The sequence below is a fragment of the Clostridium sp. 2218st1_F5_2218SCRN_220325 genome (genome assembly GCF_039062665.1).
GTDB lineage: Bacteria > Bacillota > Clostridia > Peptostreptococcales > Peptostreptococcaceae > Intestinibacter.
In genome coordinates, this window is record NZ_JBCLNH010000011.1 from 75,139 (window position 1) to 98,589 (window position 23,451).

General features: G+C 28.6%; 21 protein-coding genes, 1 rRNA gene and 1 other annotated feature. Of the genes, 2 read left to right on the forward strand and 20 right to left on the reverse strand.

Features of this window, described 5'->3' with window-relative positions; all coding sequences use genetic code 11:
- The 4 genes from metG to ABCM86_RS08210 form a co-directional block, all read right to left on the reverse strand.
- The gene (gene metG / locus ABCM86_RS08195) at positions 1–1,947 is read right to left on the reverse strand and encodes a methionine--tRNA ligase (protein WP_343003824.1); all 1,947 of its coding nucleotides are present in this window, start codon (positions 1,945–1,947) and stop codon (positions 1–3) included.
- 55 nt (positions 1,948–2,002) lie between these two features.
- Positions 2,003–2,217, reverse strand: a binding site (T-box leader).
- A gap of 140 nt (positions 2,218–2,357) precedes the next feature.
- Entirely contained in the window at positions 2,358–2,591 is a 234-nt protein-coding gene (locus tag ABCM86_RS08200) for a hypothetical protein (RefSeq protein WP_195929610.1), read from the reverse strand.
- 171 nt (positions 2,592–2,762) lie between these two features.
- Complete coding sequence (locus tag ABCM86_RS08205; RefSeq protein WP_295573547.1) at positions 2,763–3,287, reverse strand: nucleoside recognition domain-containing protein; 525 nt, start codon at positions 3,285–3,287, stop codon at positions 2,763–2,765.
- The gene (locus ABCM86_RS08210) at positions 3,287–3,871 is read right to left on the reverse strand and encodes a nucleoside recognition domain-containing protein (RefSeq protein WP_343003825.1); all 585 of its coding nucleotides are present in this window, start codon (positions 3,869–3,871) and stop codon (positions 3,287–3,289) included. Before ABCM86_RS08210 ends, ABCM86_RS08205 begins: the two co-directional genes overlap by 1 nt.
- A gap of 163 nt (positions 3,872–4,034) precedes the next feature.
- On the opposite strand from ABCM86_RS08210, the gene ABCM86_RS08215 reads away from it, so the two are divergent.
- Positions 4,035–5,465: a nicotinate phosphoribosyltransferase gene (locus tag ABCM86_RS08215; RefSeq protein WP_343003826.1), complete on the forward strand. Its 1,431-nt coding sequence runs from the start codon at positions 4,035–4,037 to the stop codon at positions 5,463–5,465.
- A 36-nt stretch (positions 5,466–5,501) separates the two neighbouring features.
- Positions 5,502–5,930: an Lrp/AsnC family transcriptional regulator gene (locus ABCM86_RS08220; protein ID WP_195929607.1), complete on the forward strand. Its 429-nt coding sequence runs from the start codon at positions 5,502–5,504 to the stop codon at positions 5,928–5,930.
- 71 nt (positions 5,931–6,001) lie between these two features.
- Here the strand turns inward: ABCM86_RS08220 and ABCM86_RS08225 are convergent, their stop codons facing one another.
- From ABCM86_RS08225 to rrf, 16 genes are all read right to left on the reverse strand, one after another.
- Positions 6,002–6,709: an HD domain-containing protein gene (locus ABCM86_RS08225; protein WP_195929606.1), complete on the reverse strand. Its 708-nt coding sequence runs from the start codon at positions 6,707–6,709 to the stop codon at positions 6,002–6,004.
- A gap of 45 nt (positions 6,710–6,754) precedes the next feature.
- On the reverse strand, positions 6,755–7,588 hold the full coding sequence (rsmI, locus tag ABCM86_RS08230) for a 16S rRNA (cytidine(1402)-2'-O)-methyltransferase (RefSeq protein ID WP_295676259.1): 834 nt from the start codon (positions 7,586–7,588) through the stop codon (positions 6,755–6,757).
- 1 nt (position 7,589) lies between these two features.
- Positions 7,590–8,339: a tRNA1(Val) (adenine(37)-N6)-methyltransferase gene (locus ABCM86_RS08235; RefSeq protein WP_195929604.1), complete on the reverse strand. Its 750-nt coding sequence runs from the start codon at positions 8,337–8,339 to the stop codon at positions 7,590–7,592.
- 10 nt (positions 8,340–8,349) lie between these two features.
- Positions 8,350–9,249: a stage 0 sporulation family protein gene (locus ABCM86_RS08240; protein ID WP_343003827.1), complete on the reverse strand. Its 900-nt coding sequence runs from the start codon at positions 9,247–9,249 to the stop codon at positions 8,350–8,352.
- Complete coding sequence (locus ABCM86_RS08245; protein WP_343003828.1) at positions 9,246–10,181, reverse strand: AAA family ATPase; 936 nt, start codon at positions 10,179–10,181, stop codon at positions 9,246–9,248. The genes ABCM86_RS08240 and ABCM86_RS08245 overlap by 4 nt, the downstream gene beginning before the upstream one ends.
- Positions 10,182–10,237: 56 nt before the next feature.
- Positions 10,238–10,918, reverse strand: a complete 681-nt coding sequence (locus ABCM86_RS08250; protein ID WP_195929601.1) for a thymidylate kinase — start codon at positions 10,916–10,918, stop codon at positions 10,238–10,240.
- A 45-nt stretch (positions 10,919–10,963) separates the two neighbouring features.
- The gene (locus ABCM86_RS08255; protein WP_343003829.1) at positions 10,964–12,427 is read right to left on the reverse strand and encodes an aminotransferase class I/II-fold pyridoxal phosphate-dependent enzyme; all 1,464 of its coding nucleotides are present in this window, start codon (positions 12,425–12,427) and stop codon (positions 10,964–10,966) included.
- A 290-nt stretch (positions 12,428–12,717) separates the two neighbouring features.
- The gene (locus ABCM86_RS08260; protein ID WP_295676269.1) at positions 12,718–13,347 is read right to left on the reverse strand and encodes a YesL family protein; all 630 of its coding nucleotides are present in this window, start codon (positions 13,345–13,347) and stop codon (positions 12,718–12,720) included.
- A gap of 71 nt (positions 13,348–13,418) precedes the next feature.
- Positions 13,419–14,531, reverse strand: a complete 1,113-nt coding sequence (gene ugpC, locus ABCM86_RS08265) for a sn-glycerol-3-phosphate ABC transporter ATP-binding protein UgpC (RefSeq protein ID WP_195931075.1) — start codon at positions 14,529–14,531, stop codon at positions 13,419–13,421.
- A 38-nt stretch (positions 14,532–14,569) separates the two neighbouring features.
- Complete coding sequence (locus ABCM86_RS08270; RefSeq protein ID WP_330593221.1) at positions 14,570–15,622, reverse strand: LacI family DNA-binding transcriptional regulator; 1,053 nt, start codon at positions 15,620–15,622, stop codon at positions 14,570–14,572.
- A 43-nt stretch (positions 15,623–15,665) separates the two neighbouring features.
- The gene (gene malQ, locus ABCM86_RS08275) at positions 15,666–17,147 is read right to left on the reverse strand and encodes a 4-alpha-glucanotransferase (RefSeq protein ID WP_343003831.1); all 1,482 of its coding nucleotides are present in this window, start codon (positions 17,145–17,147) and stop codon (positions 15,666–15,668) included.
- A 22-nt stretch (positions 17,148–17,169) separates the two neighbouring features.
- Positions 17,170–18,054, reverse strand: a complete 885-nt coding sequence (locus ABCM86_RS08280) for a carbohydrate ABC transporter permease (protein WP_195931077.1) — start codon at positions 18,052–18,054, stop codon at positions 17,170–17,172.
- Entirely contained in the window at positions 18,054–18,899 is an 846-nt protein-coding gene (locus tag ABCM86_RS08285) for a sugar ABC transporter permease (protein ID WP_307993430.1), read from the reverse strand. The genes ABCM86_RS08280 and ABCM86_RS08285 overlap by 1 nt, the downstream gene beginning before the upstream one ends.
- 166 nt (positions 18,900–19,065) lie before the next feature.
- Positions 19,066–20,412 carry an ABC transporter substrate-binding protein gene (locus ABCM86_RS08290; protein WP_195931079.1) on the reverse strand — a complete coding sequence of 449 codons (1,347 nt, stop codon included), beginning with the start codon at positions 20,410–20,412 and terminating at the stop codon, positions 19,066–19,068.
- A gap of 233 nt (positions 20,413–20,645) precedes the next feature.
- A complete protein-coding gene (locus tag ABCM86_RS08295; protein ID WP_195931080.1) occupies positions 20,646–22,904 on the reverse strand; it encodes a glycogen/starch/alpha-glucan phosphorylase in 2,259 nt (752 codons plus the stop codon).
- Positions 22,905–23,230: 326 nt separating this feature from the next.
- Positions 23,231–23,347: ribosomal RNA gene (rrf, locus tag ABCM86_RS08300) — 5S ribosomal RNA — on the reverse strand.
- Positions 23,348–23,451: the final 104 nt, after the last annotated feature.

Here is a 23,451-nt window from a genome sequence, read left to right on the forward strand (position 1 = left end):
TTATCTAACTTCACAACCATCATTTGCACCAACAGCAGTTGGTATTATTAAATCATCACCATCGTTACCTGCTGCAAGTATCATACCTTGAGATTCAACACCTCTTAATTTAACTGGTTTTAAGTTGCATACTACTATAACATCTTTTCCAACCATTTCTTCTGGTTTATACCATTTAGCTATACCAGATACTATTTGTCTAGTTTCTGAACCTAATTTAACTTGAGAAACTAAAAGTCTGTCTGCTTTTGGATGTTTTTCGCAGCTTAATACTTTACCTACTCTTAATTCTACTTTATCAAGGTCATCTATTGTTATTTCTTCTTTATGTTGTAATGGAGCTTCTGTCACTTCTTCTTCCTCGTCTTTCTTTTCTGCAAATAATTCTTCAAGTTCTGCAACTTCTTTGTCTATGTCTAATCTTTGGAATAATATTTCACCTTTAGTTACTTTTGTACCTGGTTTTGTTAATCCAAATGTTGCAGTACTTTCCCAATTTGTTAGCTCTTCACCTTCTATACCCATTTGAGCGTATATTTTCTTAGCTGTAGTGTTCATTATTGGGTTTATTAATGTAGAGAATATTCTTATTGATTCACATAAGTTGTATAAAACTGTATCTAATACATCTTTTTTGCTTTCGTCTTTTGCAAGTACCCATGGAGCAGTTTCGTCGATGTATTTGTTAGTTCTTCTTATTAATTTCCATACACCTTCTAATGCTTCGTGGAATTGCATTTTGTTCATTTGTTCTTCGAATATTCTTCTTGATTCTTTAGCTTGTTCTTTTAATGCTTCGTCAAATTCAGTAGCAACTTTTGGTTCTGGTATTATTCCACCATTGTATTTTTCAACCATTGCTATAGTTCTACTTACTAAATTTCCTAAGTCATTAGCTAAGTCTGTGTTTATTCTTGTTACGAAGTTTCTATGAGTGTAACTTCCATCTTGACCAAATGCGAATTCTCTTAATAGATAGTATTTTAATGTATCTATTCCGTATCTTTCTATCATTTGTTCTGGGTAAACTATGTTACCTTTTGATTTACTCATTTTGTCGTTAGCAAATAATATCCAACCATGTCCAAATACTTGTTTAGATACTGGTAAATCTAATGCCATTAATAATGCTGGCCATATTATTGTATGGAATCTGATTATTTCTTTACCTACAACTTGTATGTTAGCTGGCCAGTATTTTTGGAATAATGAATCGTCTTCGCTCATATATCCTAACGCAGTTATATAGTTGCATAATGCATCTACCCAAACATATATAACGTGTTTTTCGTCGAATGGTACTTTTATACCCCAGTCGAATGTAGTTCTAGTTACACATAAGTCTTCTAGACCTGGTTCTAAGAAGTTAGCTATCATTTCGTTAGCTCTAGCTTCTGGGAAACAGTAGTTAGGATTTTTGAATAACTCTTTTATTCTATCTTCATATTTAGATAGTTTGAAGAAGTATGCTTCTTCTTTTGCTACATAAGTTTCTCTACCGCAGTCAGGGCATTTATCTCCATCTACTAATTGAGATTCTGTCCAGAAACTTTCGCATGGAGTACAATATCTTCCTTCGTATTCACCTTTATATATATCACCTTGTTCATATAATTTAGTGAATATTTTTTGAATTACTTTTGTATGTCTTGGTTCAGTTGTTCTTATGAAATCATCATAAGATATGTCCATAGTCTTCCATAATTTTTTTATGTCAGCTATCATACCATCTAAGTATTCCATTTCTGTCATACCAGCTTCTCTAGCTTTTGTTTGTATTTTTTCACCATGTTCATCAGTTCCTGTTAAGAATCTTACATCATATCCACAGAAACGTTTGAATCTAGCTATTGCATCTGTTGCAACAGTTGTATAAGTGTGACCTATATGTAATCTACCACTTGGATAGTATATAGGCGTTGTAATATAAAAAGTTTCTTTGCTCATTTTATTTCCTCCTTAGATTTTCAATATATTAAAAAAAACTCGCCCCCTATGAAACCATAGGGGCGAGTTATATTCGCGTTACCACCCTAATTATCCAGATAAAACTGGATATCTTAGTAGACTGTTAACGAGTCCATCCGTCTTATCCTAAATTAATTCAGATAAGAAGCTCCAAGGCCATATTCAATAATCAATTCGACGCTAGCTTTCACCTTACCTAGCTCTCTGTGGATAAATTGGATTATCTACTCTTCTCTTCATTGCTTTTAAATAAATCAATATTTTTATATTATATAATTTTAAACAAAAAATTCTTTTTTATTCAAAATAAACTTATTTTTAAGATAATTTCTTATATCGTTATTATTTTATTAAATAAAAAAAAACTTGTCAAGATTGATACTAATTTATTATTTTATTTCAGAAAATGTATATCTTTCTTTACGAGGCAGAAGAATTTCAAACTCAGTAGTAAGTCCATTATCATAAACTTTTTTATGGAATTCTGGAAGTTTTCTTCCTATCCATTTTTCCAAAGTTGCCTCCATATCATCAGTACAAACTTCTTCGTCAAAATTCATATCAAAATTATATATTCCAGCACAAGGATTATAAACTTCTCTACTTACTTCATATTTTTTCAAATTAACCACCCCTATTTCAAATTTTTAATATTATTTATATCTTAAAATTCTTTCCACTTTAATTATAATCTCATTTTCTAACAATTTTCCAATATTTTTATTCGACAATCATACTTTTTATTGAAAAAACAAGGGATTAACAAGATATAACTCTTTGTAATCCCCTAAATTTTATCCAAACATTAAATAACATATGTACACAGATGCAAGTACCCCCGCAAAATGACTAAGTAATGCACAAACTAAAGTATGGCGTGTCTTTTTTATTTTTTGACTTCCATAATAAATAGCCATAGTATAAAAGACTGTTTCAGATGCACCTACAATAGTTGCTCCCATTTTTTCTACTAAACTATCAACTGATACTCTTGCAGCAAGCTCACTATACATACCCAAAGCCCCACTTCCTGATACAGGTTTCATTATTATAAGACCTATTAACTCTTTTGGTATCTTAAAAAAATTTGCAATAGGTGCAAATATAAACTCCAACATTTCTATCCCTTTTCCAGATTTAAAAATCCCTATAGCTATAAAAATTCCTATTATATATGGAAGTATATTTAAAGCTGTTTTTAGCCCATCAATTGCGCCAGTAATAAATGATTCAAATACATCTATCTTTTTATATTTTCCATATACAATTATAAATAGCATAATTAAAGGAATTGCTAAATTAGCTATTAAATCCAGCACTATCTACTCCCCCTCTCAAAAATCTTACAAGACACAATAGCTACTACAGTTGAGACAGTTGTCGCTACCAATGTTGAAATTATAATTTCATTTGGATTTACAGAGCCGGCATCTGCTCTTATTTTTAGCATTGTAAATGGTATCAACTGAATAGATGATATATTTATAACTAAAAACATTATCATTTCATTAGATGCTCTGTCTTTTTGTTTATTCAAAGTTTGGAGTTCTTCCATAGCTTTTAATCCAAATGAAGTCGCTCCATTTCCTGCCCCCAACATATTTAGTATTATGTTCATTATTATGTAACTCATAGCTTTGTGATTTTTAGGTATCTTAGGAAATAATCTTTTTAAGATAAAATCCATTTTTTGTCCTATCATATCTATTAGCCCAGAATCCCTTGCTATATTCATTATTCCCATCCAAAGAGCCATTATTGCTGCCAAACCTATTGTAAATTCAATAGCTCTAGAACCTTCATTTAAAATTACATTATTTAGTTCCGGTAGATTTCCAAAACATATACTTCCCACTATACCTATCGTCACCATATAAAACCATATTTTGCTAATTTTTTTCACCTTCCTTTAAAATAGTATTATTTTTGTGTGCAATAGTTAATTGTTACTTTAAATAATTTTATGATGTATGAATACTACTTTATACTTGAAAGTTTAGCAATATTGTGTTTTAGTATATGTATAGGGTTTTTAATTAATTAAAAATATTTAAGGAGAAATAAAAATGCGAAATTTAACTCTACTTACAGATTTGTATCAACTTACAATGATGAATGGGTATTATGAAAAAAATATTCATGAAGATATAGTTGTATTTGATATGTTTTTTAGAAAAAACGCTTGCGACGGTGGCTACACTATTATTTGTGGTATTGAGCAACTAGCTGAGTATATAAATAATTTGCATTTTTCAGAAGATGACTTAGACTATTTAAGAAGTTTAAACTTGTTCTCTGAGGGGTTTTTGAATTTTCTAAAGGAATTTAAATTTACAGGAGATATATATGCAGTTGAGGAAGGTACAGTTATGTTCCCTGGCGAACCTATAATAACTGTAAAAGCACCTTTATATCAAGCCCAATTAATAGAAACTGCGTTACTTACTATAGTGAACTTCCAATCACTAATAGCAACTAAAGCGTCTAGAGTTTGTTATGCTGCTCAAGGGGATCCTGTTCTTGAATTCGGACTAAGAAGGGCTCAAGGACCAGATGCAGGTACTTATGGTGCAAGAGCTGCTGTTATCGGTGGTTGTGCTGGTACAGCTAATGTATTAGCGGGGAAAATGTTTGACATACCTGTCGTTGGAACACATGCTCATAGCTGGGTTCAAAAATTCGATACTGAATTAGAAGCCTTCCAAGCATATGCAGATGTGTATCCAGATAATTGCTTATTATTAATAGATACATATAACGTATTAAAAAGTGGTCTTCCAAACGCAATTAAAGTATTTGATAATTTAAGAGCTAAGGGATATGAACCATCTGGTATACGTATAGATTCAGGAGATTTACAATATCTTTCTAATGAAGTAAAAAAAGAATTAGAAAAAGCAGGATATCATGATTTAAAAATAACTGCTTCTAATGATTTGGATGAATACATAATTTCAGACTTAAAATCAAGCGGTACAGCAGTCAATTCATGGGGTGTTGGTACTAAACTGATTACGTCTGCAGAGTCACCTTCTTTAGGTGGTGTTTATAAATTAGCTGGTTCTTATAAAGGAGATACATTAATACCTAAAATAAAAGTATCTGAAGACCCAGAAAAAATAAATAACCCAGGTTATAAAAAAGTGGTTAGAATATTTGATAAAGAAAATATAGCTCAAGCAGATTTAATAATGCTAAAAGATGAAGCTATTGATACTACTAAACCTTTAACAATATTCCATCCTACATATACTTGGAAAAAATCAACTTTTGAAGACTATACAATCAAAGAACTTCATAAACCTTTATTCATTAATGGTGAATGTAAATATGAATACAAACCGATTAATGAGATAAAAGCTTATGTAAATTCTCAGCTTGAAACATTCTGGGATTCTTATAAGAGACTTTCTTCATCAAAGAAATATAAAGTCGATTTATCTAAAGGACTTTGGAATTTAAAAACTGATTTATTAGCTTCAAAGAAAGTATTTTAATAAAAATAATTTATAGATAAAGAGGGGGGTCAATTAATGGACGTTACTGATTACAGAATTATAGAGATATTACAAAAAGATGGTAGAATCTCTATGAAAGACTTAGGAAAAATAGTAGGATTAACTTCTCCTGCCGTTTCAGAAAGAGTGAAAAGACTAGAAGAATCTGGTGTAATTGAAGGTTATAAAGCAATTGTAAATCCAGATGCATTAGGAAGAGTTATAAAAGCATTTATACACATATCTTTACCAAGTGATAAATATGAACCATTCCTAGAAACTGCAAGAAAAGATCCTCGCATAGTTGAGTGTCACCATATAACTGGAGATGACTGCTCGCTACTAAAGGTTATAGTGAAGGATATGTATGAGCTTGAAAGTGTTATCGATAGTATAAAATCAATAGGTACAACTAAGACCTCTGTTATTTTATCTACGCCTATACAAGCAAAATCTATACTATAATTAATTTAATATAATAAAAAAATAGTCTGCTAAAGGTACAAATATTAAGTACCATTTGGCAGACTTTTATTTTATATTTCTTTATCTGTTTTGTATCTATAAAAATACACAGTTAAAATAAATTCCATATATGTTTTTATTACTCCATTGTCCTCTAAAGGATTTAACAATTTTCTTGTAGCTACTAAATCACAATATCCAAGCAACATTATGCCTATAATATCATCACCCAGCTCATCAAATTGTTTCCATAATGCTTCTTTTCCAACATTTCCTGTTTTATACGCTACTAATAAAGTCATATGGTAGCGTACATATCTAAATAGTTTTTCAGTAGTTATTTCGCTTAGTCCTAATTCCTTGCCTAATTTAAGAACTATCTCACCACCAGTTACATCATGTCCCTTAAAATGTGTTCTACCTGTGGCATCTACAGTTTTAGCTGCTGGTTTACCAATATCATGTAAGAAAACACCTAATTTTAATATTTCTAATGTAGGAAACCCCGATTCGTCTTTTGAATTTAAATAATTCCAAATATCTTCTTTTAGATGACTTGGGAAAAACCTCTCTGTTTGTAATATACTTTCAAAATGACCTAGAGTATATAGAGAATGTTGAAAAGCATTAACTATATGATATTTGCATTTACCAACTTCCTTCATATCCTTAATGCTAGGTATTATTTGTTCTAATAAACCTCTTTCATCTAGTTCTTCTATTTTTGTAGAGGAATTTTCATATTTCAGACATTGCAATAACTGCTTTCCTATATCCATCTAATCACCCCTGTTTATAAAATTAAACAATCTATCTCAATTTTACTACAAGTCTAACACTTGCTTATATACAACATCTTTTTTTAATTTTCTTTCTTTGCAGACAGTTTTAATGGCGTCTTTTTTGCTAAGACCATCATTAATTAAAACTTCAACATATTCTCTCTCTGATAGTTCATCATAATTATTTTTGGCTTGTTTTTTACCTTTAAATCCATCTACAATTAGTACAAATTCACCTTTAACTTCTTTTTCTTCATAGATTTTTAAAACTGTTTCAATATCTTCTCTTATTACTTCTTGATATTTTTTAGTTAATTCTCTATTAACAGCAATTTTTCTATTTCCAAAGAATTTTAACATATCTTTTAGTGTATCTTTTAATCTATGTGGTGATTCATAGAAAATCATAGTTCTATCTTCTTCTTGTATTTCTTCAAGTCTTTTTCTACGTAATTTTTTATCTCTATCTAAAAATCCTTCAAATACAAATTTGTGTGTATCTAATCCAGAACCAACTAAAGCTACAGTAAAAGCAGTTGCTCCAGGTAATACATCTATTTCTATATTATTTTCTATAGCTTGTTTTATTAAGTCTTCTCCAGGGTCTGATATTCCAGGCATTCCTGCATCACTTATTAGTGCTATATTTTCTCCATCTAATAATTTACTTATTAAATAATCACCTTTAGTGTCCTTATTATGTTCAAAATAACTTGTCAAAGGTTTTGAAATTTCAAAGTGATTTAAAAGTTTTATACTATGTCTTGTATCTTCTGCTGCAATTAAATCTACTTCATTTAATACCTTTAAAGTTCTATATGTTATATCTTCCAAGTTTCCTATAGGTGTTGGACATATATATAATTTTCCACTCATATTACTCTCCTATATCTTCATTGGCATATATTTTTCTTATTTCTTCTGTATAATTTCCATCATCTCCATATACATATAGAGGGTCTAGTATTTTTAGTTCTGGTCTTCCATCTTTAGTGAATTCCACTAACATTAAGTTAGGCGCTTTTCCTACTTTCGGATGGATAAATTGAACTACTTTTGGCTCTAATCTATATTTTCTACCTAACTCGATTATATCTACTAATCTAGTTGGTCTGTGTATCATAAAGAATTTCCCTCTAGGCATTACAAGTCTAGAAGCTGCTCTTATTACATCTTCTAAATTACACATTATTTCATGTCTTGATATTGCTTTTTTATCATTTGGATTTTTTATTCCATCCATATGCATATATGGTGGGTTTGATGTTGCTACATGATATCCATGTACTTCTAATTCTTTATCTATAGTTTTTATATCCGCATTTACGATTTCTACTCTATCTTCTAAATTATTTAATTTTACAGATCTTGTAGCCATTTCATAAACTTCTTCTTGTATCTCAACACCTATTATTTTGCTAGCTTTACTTTTTCCAGCTATTAAGATAGGTATTATACCTGTTCCAGTGCCTAAATCAACTACTTTTGCATTATTTTTTACTTTTGCAAAGTTAGCTAATAATACTGCATCTATTCCAAAACAAAATCCTGTTTTATCTTGTATTAATTTTAATCCCTTTAGTTGTAAATCATCAATTCTTTCAGTTTCCTTTAAAGTTACCTGCATAAAATCTCCTTTAGTCTTCTAATTTTCTAAGTTCTTTTAATGTCTCTGAATCTATGCCATCGTGATTGCATTTTCCACCACCACAGCATCCATTTTCACATTTTTTAGGTACATGAAGAACTTTAACTTCTTCACGTAAACAAGTTTTTATTGTTTTATCGTTAAATTCTATTTTCATTTGTTCAAGTAATGGATTTATTTCTATTACTTTACCTTTTTGATTGTCTACTTTTACTATACTTCCTACAACAGGCATTTTTTCTATTGCTTCTACATAAACATCATGTTCATATTTTAAACAGCAGAATAAACGACCACATATACCTGATATTTTTGTAGGATTTAGAGATAAACTTTGGTCTTTTGCCATTTTTATTGACACAGGTTGGAAATCTCCAAGCCAAGAAGAACAGCATAATTTTCTTCCGCAAGTTCCAAGACCACCTATTGATTTAGATTCATCCCTTACACCAATTTGTCTAAGTTCTATTCTTGTTTTGAATATTGATGCTAAATCTTTTACTAGTTCCCTAAAATCTATTCTTCCCTCTGCAGTGAAATAGAATATTAGTTTATTTCTGTCAAATGTATATTCACAATCGATTAAAAACATAGTTAATCCATGTTCTTTTATTTTTTGTTGGCAAATTTCAAAAGTTTCTTTTGCCTTTTCTTTATTTTCTGCATAGATAGCTTTATCTTCTTCTGTTGCAATTCTTATTATAGGTTTTAATGGAGAAATTAGTTTTTCCTCTTCTATTTCTTTAGGTCCAACAACTATTCTACCAAATTCAAGTCCCCTAGCAGTTTCTACAACAACATCTATATCTTTTTCTATTTCGAAATCTACTGGATCAAAATAATATATTTTACCAGCATTTTTAAATCTAACCCCAACTATTTTTATCATTTAATCACCTCATATATATTTAAAGTCATAACTTGTATGCTAATATTGAAATTACAATTACTTCTCAACTTATTTTTTGTCTCTTCTATTATATCAATAATCTTTGATAATTGAGAATAAGTTGTTTTATTGCTCATGTTTTTTACAAATATTAGCCTATCTAAATTTATAATCATACTATTATCTACATTCTCTTTTACCATCATAATATCTCTAAAGTAATTAATCAGCAAATCTAAAATATTTGTTATTTGATCTTTATATTTTTCTATACTAGATTGTATGTCCATTATCTCAATTAAGTTTCCATTTAAAAATGTTTCAACGTATTTTTGTACTTCTTCTCTCATAAGATGAAACTCTTCTGATTCAGAAAGTTCTATTGCCTTTTTCATACTTCCCCTAGAGAAATTTGCAAGTAGTGATGCTCTTTTTGAATCTATTCCATTCATAGTTAAATAACTTGCTACTTCTTGCATTGGTATTGGTGTAAATTTAATAATTTCACATCTTGATTTTATTGTATCTAATAACGATTCCTTATTATCAGTTATAAGGATTATTATAGCATATTTTGGTGGTTCCTCTAATGTTTTAAGCAATGCATTTTGTGCCTCTACTGTCATTTTCTGAGCTTCATCAATTACATATATTTTGTATGATTTGTAAGGCTTTACTAATATGTCTGATTGCAATTTTCTTATTTGAGCTATTTTGATACTATTGCCATCTGGTTTTATTTCTATATAGTCTGGACTATTGAATAAATTCTCCATTTCCAATAAAATTGCAGCTAATTCTCTAGCCATTGTATTTTTCCCTATACCATTTGGGCCTTCAAACATATATGCATGGCTTACCATATTTGATTTTATACTATTTGTTAAATATTTTTTTGCAAAATTTTGCCCTTTTATTTTTTCAAAATACATATATCTTCCTCCATTTTTATAGAATTTATATCTATCCATAACTTCGGAATATAAATCTATTTGTTTAGTATTTTTTCTTCTATGATAGAATATATCTCATTATGTATATCGTCTATAGTTCTCATGTTGTTATTTTCTACACAGTTGATTTTTTTCCAATCATATTTTTGAGCTATATAAAGCGAATTTTCATATGATTTTTTTAAGTATTCAAAGTCACTTTCATGTATATCCTTTTGACTTTCTCCTGTTATCTTGTTATTTCTATCTTTCATAAGTGATTTACTTACTTCAGCAGGAACATCTAAGAATATTACACAATCTGGCTCTGGTATTTTATATAAATTAAATTCTAAATCACTTAACCAGTCTAAGTATTTATCTCTTTCTGATTCATCTAATTTAGATGCTTGGTGAACCATGTTTGAAGTTGTATATCTGTCACATATTATTATTCCACCATCGTTGTAGAATTCTTCCCATTCAGTTTTAAATGATGCATATCTATCTACTGCATAGAATGTTGAACAAACATATGGATCTACGTCTGTAGCACTTTTACCGAAGTCTCCTCTTAGATACATTTTTACTAATGCTGATGATTCCGAATCATAATTTGGGAATTCTACTTTCTTAATTTTATAATTTTCTGCTTCTAATCTATCATATAACTTTTTAGTCTGTGTAGCTTTACCACTTCCGTCAGACCCTTCTATAATTATTAACTTACCTTTCATTTATAATGCCTCCATAATAAACTTTTTTATATTAAATGTCGTTGTCTATCTATCAATTATTTCAATTATCTCCAATGAGCTATCTTTTAATCCACTTACGTGCATTCCATATTTTTTGCACTCAAGTATATAATCTACTACTTCTTGTGTTATGATTTCACCTGGTGATGTCAAACTTATACCTGGTGGATATGGAATTATATACTCTCCAGAAATTTGTCCTATACTTTCTTTTAATAAAACTTCTTTTTTATTGCTGTAAAAAGCTTGTCTAGGCGAAATTATTTTTTCTGGTATTAAATTTGGATAATTTAGTTTCATTAGCTTAGTAACATTATCATCTGATTTATCCAAATTATTATCAATATCTAAATTCTTAGATATTGATTTTATAGCATCTAAGAATTTATCAAAATCTTCTTTTTCATTTCCTATAGTGCATATTAATAAAACTCCATAATAATTTGAAAGCTCAACTTGGATATTATACTTATATCTAAGCATTTCTTCTAAGTCATATCCATTTATGCCCAAATCTTTAAGTGATACAAATACTTTTGTAGAGTCATGTCCTTTTAAAACTTTTATCCCTTTAATTTGTGATAACTCTTTTTCAAAATTATCTATATTAGTTAATAAGTCTTTCATCAATTCTTGTCCAAATCTATCATAAATATCAATTGCAATTTCTAAAGATGACATCATAACATATGATGGACTTGATGATTGAACTATTTTTAAAAATCTTTCTAAATTCTTTTTATCTACCAAATTTCCTTGAACATGCATGATAGATGATTGAGTAAATGATGGTAATGTCTTATGAACACTTTGTATTACTATATCTGCACCTTGCTCAAGTGCTGATTTTGGTAAAGCTTCACTTAATCCTAAATGTGCCCCATGTGCCTCATCTACAATTACAACCATATCTTTTTTATGTGCATATGTACAAATTTTTTCTAAGTCAAATACCATCCCATAATAGCTAGGATAAGTAAGCATAAGCACTTTTACATCACTATTATTATCTATCGCATCTATAACATCTTTCTCATTAACACCGTTTATAGTGTAAGTATCTTCACATATACTTCCTTTTATATATACTGGATTTACATCACCTAATATAAAAGCATTTATAGCTGATTGATGACAATCCCTATTTATAAGTATTTTGTCTCCTGGGACACAAGTCGATAATATTGCAGCTTGTATTCCACATGTACTACCATTTACTAGATAGTAAGTTTTTTCACTCTTAAAAATTTGTTTGGCTCTTTCTTGAGAGTCTTTGATAATTCCTTCTGGTGAATGTAAATTATCAGTTTCTATAATTTCAGTTGTATCCATTTTATATAGATTTTTTACTAAATTTTCATATCCTAACTTATCATATATTTTACCTTTTTTATGACCAGGCATATGAAAAGATACTAAATCATCATTAACTATGTTTTGTAACTTATTATTTATATAATTTTTTTCGTACTTTACTGCTTTTGTCATATATATTTAAATATTGTCCTTTCTTGAATAATCTCAAGCACTTATATTAATTTTTTCTAGTCTTATTATAATATAAGATAGATATTATTAATATAAATAATTGAAATATAGGATATTATCATATTTTTAATTTATTGTAAAATAAAAAATACGATATTGTATCTTTAAAAATTTTGCCATTAAAACAATCTATCATTTCCTTAGAACAAAAAAAGTCGCCAATATAAATATTAACGACTTACTTAATCTCATTTTTTATTTTAAGTTGAATATCTAGTCATAAAAATTATCTAATCTTCTATATAGCCATTAAATATCTTATTTAATAACATAGAATTTATATAAGCTACAACTCCAAAACTTATACAAGTATCTAAAAATACTATTTGTCCCCAATATTTCCCGAATAAAACAAATGCACCTAAAGGCATTAAAGTTAAAACTAACATTATTAATGTATATGGAAGATGTTTTATTGACATTAAAACCGCATTCATTAAAGTATTTTTTATACTATTTTCAAATCTAGCTACAAGCGGAAATACATATACTACAATAAATCCTATTACAATACTTATTAAAGTAAATATAAATTTAAAAGCAGTACTTAATATATCATTTGACATTAAACTACACATATAAAAATCAAGTCCTATAAAAGATGCCACTAATAATAAAATTAACCAGATAATTGTACTTTCTTTGAAGTTTTGCTTAAACTGTTTAAAAAATTCTTTAACGGCGTAAACATCTTCATCTCTTGTCGATTTCATAGAAACACAATAAAGTGCAGTCGTCGATGCACCTATCGTTACAATAGGTATTGAACAAATAACAAATAAAAAATTTAAAATTATTGTATCAGATACTTTTGATATCCCCGCAAAAAAGTTATTATCATAATCAAATATTTTCCCCATAAAACACTACTCCTTAAAATATAAATAAAACTGCTATAGATATTATAGCAGTTTTATTTAACTTATTTTTATTAGTTTGTTATTACTATACCTGTTTCTTTATCAAATATATGAACTTTTTCCATATCCATTATAAACTTAACTTTATCTCCCATTCTAGCAGTTGTATCAGCATTTACCCTTGCAGTCATAGGGAAGTTTTCTAAATCAAAGTATAAATAAACTTCTGAACCAAGTAATTCATATACATTTATTTTTACGTTTAATTCAGCTCCTTTTTTTACTTCTACTAATTCTTTAGGATCATATATATTTTCTGGTCTAATACCCATTGTAACAGTTTTATTTAGATATCCTTGTTCAACTACTTCTTTTGCTTTATCTTCTGGTAAAACAAATTTATTTTCTTTCATTTTTAATACAACTTTTCCATCTTCTTTTGCTACTGCTACATCTATAAAGTTCATTTGTGGAGAACCTATAAATCCTGCAACAAATAAGTTTTGTGGATAATTATATAAATTTTGTGGAGTATCGACTTGTTGTATTATTCCATCTTTCATAACTACAATTTTAGTTCCTAAAGTCATAGCTTCAGTTTGGTCATGTGTTACATATATCATTGTTGCCCCTAATCTTTCATGTAACTTAGCTATTTCAGTACGCATTTGAACTCTTAATTTTGCATCTAAGTTTGATAAAGGTTCATCCATTAAGAATACTTTTGGCTCACGAACTATTGCTCTACCCATAGCCACACGCTGTCTCTGACCACCTGATAAAGCTTTTGGTTTACGGTCTAATAATTTTTCTAAGTCTAATATTTTTGCTGCATTTCTAACTTTTTTATCTATTTCTTCTTGAGGAACTTTTTTAAGTTTTAATCCAAATGCCATATTATCATAAACTGTTAAGTGTGGATATAGTGCATAACTTTGGAATACCATCGCAATGTCTCTATCTTTAGCTTCAACATCATTTACAACTCTTCCATCTATTTTTAAATCTCCCCTACTTATATCTTCAAGCCCGGCTATCATTCTAAGCGTTGTTGATTTACCACAGCCTGATGGACCTACAAATATAATGAAATCTTTGTCATCTATTTCTAAATTAAAATCTTTTACTGCTTCAAAACCATTTGGGTATATCTTGCATATATTTTCTAATGATAAGCTTGCCATATTCCTAATTCCCTCCAATTTATTTATCCAATTAATTATTATTTATTTAATCTAACAACTGATTGTCTAACAACTAACTCTCCATCAAATATTTTATGTCTATTATCAGCATTATTTTCTATTAGATCAAATAAAATTTTACTTGTTTCCTTTGCCATATCTTCTACCGGTTGCCTTATAGTACTTATTGATGGATTGTAATAATAAGCTATATCCAGTCCATCAAATCCCATAACTGAGTAATCCTCTGGTATCTTTTTACCTGATTCTAATATTGCTTTACTTGCACCTATTGCCATACTATCCGAAATTGCATAAACTGCTGTAAATTCTTCATCTGATTCTAAAAGTTCTTTCATAAGTTTATATCCATTTTCCATAGTAAAAGCCGTTTCTTCTTGAAAAGTATATCTTATTAGATTTTCATTTATGGGTATCTGTCTTTCTTCTAAGGCTTTTTTATAACCCTGTACCCTCAATCCACTGATACTTTCATCCCATGGTTGAGCTGCCAGCATTACAATTTTTTCATGTCCATACTCACACAAACAATCTACAGCTTTTTTACTTTCCTTCACATCATCTACTGATACAGACGAATATATTTTTTTATCTACACCTTCAAACATTGATATTGTACTTAATACAAAAGGTACATTTATCTGTTTCAGTCGTTTCTCATCATGTGAAAACCATCCCCCTAAAAAGATAATTCCTTTTAATTTTCTTTCTTTTATTAATTGTAAAGCAACTTCAATCTCATCTTGATTTGAATCTACTCTATGTAATAAAAAAGTATATTTTCGATGTTGTATTTCTTCTTCAAATACTTTTATCATCTTTTGAAAAAATGGGTTATCTATACCTTTTATTAAAACTGCTATTGTTTCTGTTTGTGTACATTTCAAACTTCTAGCTGTGCTATTCGGCACAAAATTATTTTCTTTTATAACCTGTAGAATCTTTTCCCTTGTTTCATCACTTATGTCTGGATGATTATTAATAGCTCTTGAGACAGTACTAACGCCGACACCACATTTTTTAGCTATATCTTTTATTGTGATTGTCTTCATATCCCTATTTCCTTTCATACGTTTTCTCTCTATTTCTAATCAATCATACGAGCTATTTAATTTATATTCTTCCATATATCTTAGTTAATCTTTTTATTTTTTCTATTAATTCTTCAGAAAAACAATCTGGTTTCATTCTCCATTTCCAATTGTCACCTAGTGTAGATGGTATATTTATTCTAGCTGATTCATTCAATCCTAAAAAATCTTGAACTGGAATTATACATGTATCAGCAACACTCCCCATCGCCAAACAGATAAGATCCCAATTTCTATATTTTTCTTCTGAGTCTCTACTATTGATATAATCTATACACATTTGTTTATCTAAGGTATCTAATTCTTTATACCATCCTATAATCGTGTCATTGTCATGTGTACCAGTATAAACAACACAATTTTTATTATAGTTATGAGGTAAATAATCACTTTCCTCTCTTGAATCAAATGCAAATTGAAGAACCTTCATTCCAGGATAACCTGTATCTTTAAGTAGTTTTATAACTGAATCTGTTAAAAATCCTAAATCTTCAGCTATTATTTTAACTTCCCCTAATTCTTGCTTTAATTGTTTAAATAGCTCTATCCCTGGTCCTTTCTCCCAAGTACCATTTACAGCTGTTTTACTTTTATAAGGTATTGAAAAATATTCATCAAACCCTCTAAAATGATCGATTCGAACAATATCATATAAATTATAACAATATTTTATTCTTTTTATCCACCATTTATAGTGAGTATATTTATGATATTCCCAATCATATAATGGATTTCCCCATAATTGTCCATCTTCAGAGAAAGAATCTGGTGGACACCCTGCCACTGCTATAGGATTTAGATTCTTATCAAATTGGAACAATTCAGGATTTGCCCATGTGTCTGCACTATCTAGTGCTACATATATAGGTATATCTCCAACTATTGATATTCCTTTTTTGTTAGCATATTCTTTTAATTTATGCCATTGATCTGAAAATAAATATTGAATATATTTATAAAATGTAATTTCTTCTTCTAACTTTTTACTATATTTTAATAATGTTTTTTTATCTCTTAATTTTAATTTATCGTCCCATTCTAACCAAGATATTCCCCCTAAGGAATCTTTGATTGCCATATATAAAGCATAATCATCTAACCACCATTTATTATATTTACAGTAAGCTTGAAATTTTTTATTATGTTCTATTTTGCTTCTTTTATAAGCTTTTTTTAGTATTTTAAACCTTGATAAATAGATTTTTTCATAATCAATATATTCGTCGTTTTTTCCCCAGTCGTAACTATCACATTCTTCTTGTGTTAATAGTTTTTCTTCGATTAGTTTGTCCAAATCTATAAAGTATGGATTACCTGCAAATGTAGAAAATGATTGGTATGGAGAATCCCCATATCCTGTTGGTCCAAGCGGTAGTATCTGCCATATTTTTTGATTAGCTTTTTCTAATATATCTACAAATTCATATGCTTCTTTTGAAAAACTTCCTATTCCATATTTTGAAGGTAAACTAGATATAGGTAGTAAAAATCCGTTTCTCCTCATGATGATCCCCCTTTTGTATTTCCTATCCTTTAACGGCTCCTGCAACAACACCTTCTATAATATGTTTTTGACAAGCTAAGTAGAATATTATTATTGGGATAATAGCTAACACTAACATAGCCATCATAGCTCCCATATCTCTATTACCATTTGATCCTACTAACATTTGAATTACAACTGGTATAGTTTTATATTTTGTTGATAAACCTATAACTAAATATGGTAATAGATAGTCATTCCATATCCACATTGCATTTAATATTGCTACTGTTATTGCTGTAGGTTTTAATATTGGTAATACTATATGGAAGTAAGTTTGTAGAGGATTACACCCATCTATCATAGCTGCTTCTTCTATTTCTAGTGGTATTGATTTTATAAATCCACTAAACATAAATATTGATAAACCGCATCCAAAACCTAAATATAAAACTATCATTCCAACAGGGTTAGCAAGATGTAATATATCTGCTAATTTAACCATTGGGAACATGACCATTTGGAATGGTACTATCATTGAAAATACAAATAAATAATATAGTACACTTGTAAATTTAGATTTTACTCTTGTTATATAATATGCTGTCATAGATGTGAAGAATAATATAACAACTACTGAACCAATTGTTATAAAAAATGACCATCCTATTGCACTTAAAAATCCTGTTTGTTCTAAACCATTAACATAGTTACTAAGTCCAACAAAAGTTTCTGATGTTGGTAGAGCAAATGGATTATCACTAATAAAGAATTTACCTTTAAATGAGTTTATTAGTATAAATAAAATCGGTGCTAAGAATACAACAACTAATGCACAAAGTATAAGGAATATTACTGTATTCCCAATATTTCTTTTTGGTTTTACACTAACTTCATTAGTGCCTTTTTTAGATACTGCTACATCCATTATTGTTCTACCTCCTTATTTCTAGTGTAATATAATTGAGCAAGTGCTATACAAGCTACTATAATAAAGAACATTACTGCTTTTGCTTGTCCTACACCTTCAAATCCTATTCTGCCGTAGAATGAGTTAACTATGTTTAATGCTAACATTTCTGTTTTATGCATTGGTGCCCCATTTGTTAATGCTAAGTTTTGGTCGAATAGTTTAAAACTATTTGATAATGTCAGGAATAAACATATTGTTATTGATGGCATTACCATTGGTATAGTAACATTTTTTAATGTTTGCCATTTGTTTGCACCATCTATTTTTGCTGCTTCGATTAATTCTGTTGGTACGTTTTGAAGTCCTGCTATATATATTATCATCATATAACCTATCATTTGCCAGTTCATAAGTAGGATCAATCCTATAAATCCATATTTTGCATCAGCAACTAATGTTGTAGCATATCTTGATAAAAATGCATTTATCATTGTTTGCCATGTATAACCTAAAACTATACCACCAATTAAGTTTGGCATGAAAAATACTGTACGGAAAAAGTTAGTTCCTTTTATCTTTTTAGTTAAAAAATATGCTAATACAAAAGCTATTACATTAACTGATATTATTGAAATTATTGTAAATAATCCTGTGAATCCAAATGAATATAAGAAATTTTGTCCTGCTGAAAATGCAGTTTTATAATTTTGAAGACCTGTGAAAGTTGCATCTGTTATTGTTGTGAATTTACAAAATGATAGATATATACCTATTACAAAAGGTAATATAAACGCAATCGCAAATGCTATAAGAGTTGGTACTATAAATACAGGCCAGTATTTTTTCAATGTTTTTTGCATGATACCCCTCCTGATATTTTATTTTATTAAATTAATTAGCCATAAATAAAGTATCTATATTATTACTCAATTTAGAATGTAATCTTATTTTCATTCTTAACGTCATTGATACTGTTATTTATGGCTGATTTTATGCTAAATTGACTAGATTAATTTTATATATTAATTATTTTGTTAGAGCTTTTTCGCTTGCCCATTCATCAACAACTTTTTTCTTAACATCATTCCATTTCATATTTCCATTACAATATTGAAGTAATGCATCACCGAAATCATCTTTAAATTGTTGACTTGGGAAAGTAGTGAAGTTCCAGTCTACATTGTAGTATTTATCATCTTTCATGTATCTTATAACTTCTTTAGCTAATGGATCTTGTGTAACTTCATCATCTGAGAAAGTATCAAATGGAGTTATGAATCCTAAGTCATTAGTAACATAATCTTTACCTTTATCAGAAGTGAATAACCAGTTTATAAAATCTTGTGTAGCTTTTTGGTCAGCTTCTGAAGCATTTTTATTTATGCAGAAGTAGTTTTCAGTACCTATGCAAAGACCTTGTTTTTCTTCACCTTTAACACCTGTATATATAGGCATGAATTTAACATCATCTTCTTTAACTGTATTTCCATCAACATCTGCTATTTGACTCCATCCCCAGTTACCATTTTGAACCATAGCGCATTGTCCTAAAGCGAATTCAGACATTGAATCTGTAACAGTTTTGCTTCCTAATAATGTAGGTTCACAAGTTGAATTGTTTATGTATAAATCAAATATGTTTTTAAAGTTATCTGAGTATTTAAAGCTTATTTCATCTTCATCTTTTACTTTATTATCTTTGTATTCATAATATATAGGAAGATTTGCTAAGTGAGTTTGCCATCTCCAATCTTCTCCTGGAGTTAATGATGTAGAAGCAAATACCCCTTTTATTCCTAATTCATCTTTTTTAGATTGCATATCTTCTGCAACTTCTTTTAATTTATCAAAGTTATTTATTTCATCCATAGATTTTACTTTTGCACCATCTAATGCAAAGTATTTATCCATTATTGATTGGTTATATATTATTCCGTATCCTTCTTCAACATAAGGTATACCATATACTTTACCATCGTCGCCTTTTATAGCTAAGTCTTCATTTAATAAATGTTTGTTTAATTCTGTATCAGTTAAATCTGCACAATAATCTTTCCAAGATTCATACCCTACTGGTCCATTTATTTGGAATAATGTTGGTGCATCTTTTTTAGCTATTTCTGATTTTAGAGTTTGTTCATATTTACCACTAGCAGCAGTAACAACTTTAACTTCTACCCCTGTTTCTTCTTTATATTTTTTAGCTATTTCTTTCCATTGTTTTTCTTGTTCTGGTTTAAAACTTAGATAATAAACACTACCTTTGTCAGATGACCCTGAACCACTAGAATCATTAGAACTACTGCAGCCAGTAAGCATCGCTACTGATAATACACTTGCTAAAGCAATTGATAAAAACTTTTTAACTTTCATATCTTCTCCCCCTGATTTGAAAAATGTGAATTAGTAACGTTACCGAAAACGTTTCCAATTTGTCGGATAACGTTTTTCTAATTACTAAAATAGTAGCACCGAATCTTTCAAAACGCAACATGATTTTTGGTATTTTTTGCAAATTAGTCATTTCTTTAAATAAAAATTCTCTATATTTGTCTAAATTAAATTTTGTCCAAAACATTAATATAGAGAATTTTTATCACTTCAAACTAGTTTAATTTCCAAATATCATCATTGTAATCTTGTATAGTTCTATCTGAAGAAAAATAACCGGCTTTACTTATATTTATTAACATCTTTTTAGCCCAATTTTCTCTATCTTCATATTGTTTAAATGCAATTTCTTTTGTTTTTATATAATCTTCAAGATCAAGTAATGCCATAAACCAGTCCTTCTTAACAATTTCTTTAAATACTCTTATTAAGTTTTCAGCATTACCTATACTCATTAGTTCTGTACCTATTATAAAATCTACTGCTTCTTTTATTTTAGGATTTCTTGCATATATATCTATAGATTCATAATCTTCATTTTCATAATGTTCTATTACAGTTTCACTATCTTTACCGAATATGAATATATTATCATCACCAACTAATTCATGTATTTCCACATTAGCACCATCTTCTGTTCCTAATGTTAGTGCTCCATTTAACATGAATTTCATATTTCCTGTTCCACTTGCTTCCTTAGATGCTAATGATATTTGTTCAGATATATCACAAGCAGGTATTAGTTTCTCAGCATATGTAACATTATAATTTTCAACCATAACAACTTTTAAATATTTATTTACTTGTTCATCATTATTTATAAGTTGTTGTAAACATAAGATTAAATGTATTATATCTTTTGCCATAGTATATGCTGGCGCTGCTTTAGCTCCAAATATAACTGTAACAGGAGTTGATGGTATGTTTCCTTTTTTAATATCTAAATATTTATAAATTACATATAATGCATTCATTTGTTGTCTTTTGTATTCATGTAATCTTTTTATTTGTATATCAAATATAGAGTTTTCATCAATATCTATATTTTGATGTTGTTTTATATAATCTTTTAGTACTAATTTATTATCAAATTTTATCTTTAATAATTTTTCAAGTACGTTTTTATCATCTATATATTGACCTAATTTTTCTAATTCAGTTGCGTCCTTTTTAAATCCATCACCTATTAATTCTTCTATAAAATTAGTTAATTCGTGATTACAATGCATTAACCATCTTCTAAAAGTTATTCCATTAGTTTTATTATTAAATTTTTCTGGATATATTTTATAGAAATTATTTAATTCATTTTTTTCTAATATTTCTGTATGAAGTGATGCAACCCCATTAACACTAAAACAATAGTGTATATCTATATGAGCCATATGTACTCTATCATCGTCATCAATTATATATAGACTTTCATCTTCATATTTTTCTCTAACTCTTTTATCTAATTCTTTTATTATATCTATTAAGTTTGGTACAGCTTTCTCTAAATAACTCATTGGCCATTTTTCTAATGCTTCTGCTAATATTGTATGATTTGTATATGCACAAGTTTTAGATACTATATCAATAGCCTCATCCATAGATAATCCTCTTTCAGTTAAAAGTCTTATCAGTTCTGGGATAACCATTGTTGGGTGAGTATCATTTATTTGTATTACTGCATAATCATATAGATCATGTAAATTACTTCCCTTTGCCTCACATTCATCCAATATTAATCTTGCAGCATTACTAACCATAAAATATTGTTGATATATACGAAGAAGTCTTCCATCTTCATCACTATCATCTGGATATAAGAATAAAGTTAAATTTTTAGCTATATCCTCTTTATTAAAGTTTATACTTTCATCATTTACTATACTCTCATCAATAGTTTCTACATCAAATAAATGAAGTTTGTTAACTCTATTATTATAACCAATAACATTTATGTCATATAATCTAGATTTTAATTTAAATTCTCCACATTCTATTTCATAAGTTGTATCAGTTTTATTTAGCCAACTATTTTGTTCTATCCATTCATTTTTTTGTTCTAATTGTAGTTTATCTTTGAATACTTGTTTAAATAACCCAAAATGATAATTTAAACCTACACCATCACCATCAAGACCTAAAGTAGCAATTGAATCTAAAAAGCATGCTGCCAATCTACCTAATCCGCCATTTCCCAGCGAAGGTTCTGGCTCTACTTCTTCTATATCAGATAGTTTTTTACCATTTGCTGATAATATAGAATTTACTTCATCATAAATACCTAAATTAATTAGGTTATTAGATAATAATTTTCCAATTAAGAATTCTGCTGAAATGTAATAAAGTTTCTTTTTCCCCTTATTGTTGTGTTTTTGATTTGCTAAATCATCTACTAAATTTAATAAAGCATAATAAATTTCTTCATTTGTGCAATTACTAATTTCTTTACCACACTTATCTTTTAATAAACTAGATACATCCATTAATCTTTTCCCCCTTATTAAGTCTCCTTTTTGCGAAAACGTTTTCGGTAACGTTACCAGTTTTTCATATAAATCCTCTTTTAAGGTAATTATAATTTATAGTCGTTTTATTTACAACCAATTTTTTACATTTAATATAGATTTATTTTTTATTTTGATGCTATTTATATATATTTTTTAATTATTAATCCAAGTATTATCAACAGTTTCAAGTTAAAAATACTATATATTAAAATATCCCCAAAGTTTTCATATGATTATATAATTTAACTAAAATAGTAAACTTAATCACATGATACTTTTGGGGATAAAATAAAAAAAAGATTACGTGGCTACGTCTTACTCTTCCAGGCGGTTGCCCACCAAGTACCATCAGCGCTCAAGAGCTTAACTTCTGTGTTCGGAATGGGAACAGGTGTATCCTCTTTGCTATAATAACCACATAATCTTTATTGAATTTATTAAATTACTTTAATACTTTCAAAACTGAAAACATTTAATGAATGATATTCATTTGGTCAAGTCCTCGATCTATTAGTATCAGTAA

Excerpts from the sequence above, each read along its gene's own strand:
- ABCM86_RS08250 (WP_195929601.1), bottom strand. The coding sequence starts at position 10,918 with ATGAAAGGTAAGTTAATAATTATAGAAGGGTCTGACGGAAGTGGTAAA.
- ABCM86_RS08295 (WP_195931080.1), bottom strand. The coding sequence starts at position 22,904 with ATGGATGTATCTAGTTTATTAAAAGATAAGTGTGGTAAAGAAATTAGT.
- ABCM86_RS08235 (WP_195929604.1), bottom strand. The coding sequence starts at position 8,339 with ATGCAGGTAACTTTAAAGGAAACTGAAAGAATTGATGATTTACAACTA.
- ABCM86_RS08280 (WP_195931077.1), bottom strand. The coding sequence starts at position 18,054 with ATGGATGTAGCAGTATCTAAAAAAGGCACTAATGAAGTTAGTGTAAAA.
- ABCM86_RS08225 (WP_195929606.1), bottom strand. The coding sequence starts at position 6,709 with ATGGATATAGGAAAGCAGTTATTGCAATGTCTGAAATATGAAAATTCC.
- ABCM86_RS08270 (WP_330593221.1), bottom strand. The coding sequence starts at position 15,622 with ATGAAAGGAAATAGGGATATGAAGACAATCACAATAAAAGATATAGCT.
- ABCM86_RS08245 (WP_343003828.1), bottom strand. The coding sequence starts at position 10,181 with ATGTATTTTGAAAAAATAAAAGGGCAAAATTTTGCAAAAAAATATTTA.
- ABCM86_RS08260 (WP_295676269.1), bottom strand. The coding sequence starts at position 13,347 with ATGGGGAAAATATTTGATTATGATAATAACTTTTTTGCGGGGATATCA.
- ugpC (WP_195931075.1), bottom strand. The coding sequence starts at position 14,531 with ATGGCAAGCTTATCATTAGAAAATATATGCAAGATATACCCAAATGGT.
- ABCM86_RS08285 (WP_307993430.1), bottom strand. The coding sequence starts at position 18,899 with ATGCAAAAAACATTGAAAAAATACTGGCCTGTATTTATAGTACCAACT.
- ABCM86_RS08240 (WP_343003827.1), bottom strand. The coding sequence starts at position 9,249 with ATGATAAAAATAGTTGGGGTTAGATTTAAAAATGCTGGTAAAATATAT.
- ABCM86_RS08215 (WP_343003826.1), top strand. The coding sequence starts at position 4,035 with ATGCGAAATTTAACTCTACTTACAGATTTGTATCAACTTACAATGATG.
- metG (WP_343003824.1), bottom strand. The coding sequence starts at position 1,947 with ATGAGCAAAGAAACTTTTTATATTACAACGCCTATATACTATCCAAGT.
- ABCM86_RS08220 (WP_195929607.1), top strand. The coding sequence starts at position 5,502 with ATGGACGTTACTGATTACAGAATTATAGAGATATTACAAAAAGATGGT.
- ABCM86_RS08290 (WP_195931079.1), bottom strand. The coding sequence starts at position 20,412 with ATGAAAGTTAAAAAGTTTTTATCAATTGCTTTAGCAAGTGTATTATCA.
- malQ (WP_343003831.1), bottom strand. The coding sequence starts at position 17,147 with ATGAGGAGAAACGGATTTTTACTACCTATATCTAGTTTACCTTCAAAA.
- rsmI (WP_295676259.1), bottom strand. The coding sequence starts at position 7,588 with ATGAGTGGAAAATTATATATATGTCCAACACCTATAGGAAACTTGGAA.
- ABCM86_RS08255 (WP_343003829.1), bottom strand. The coding sequence starts at position 12,427 with ATGACAAAAGCAGTAAAGTACGAAAAAAATTATATAAATAATAAGTTA.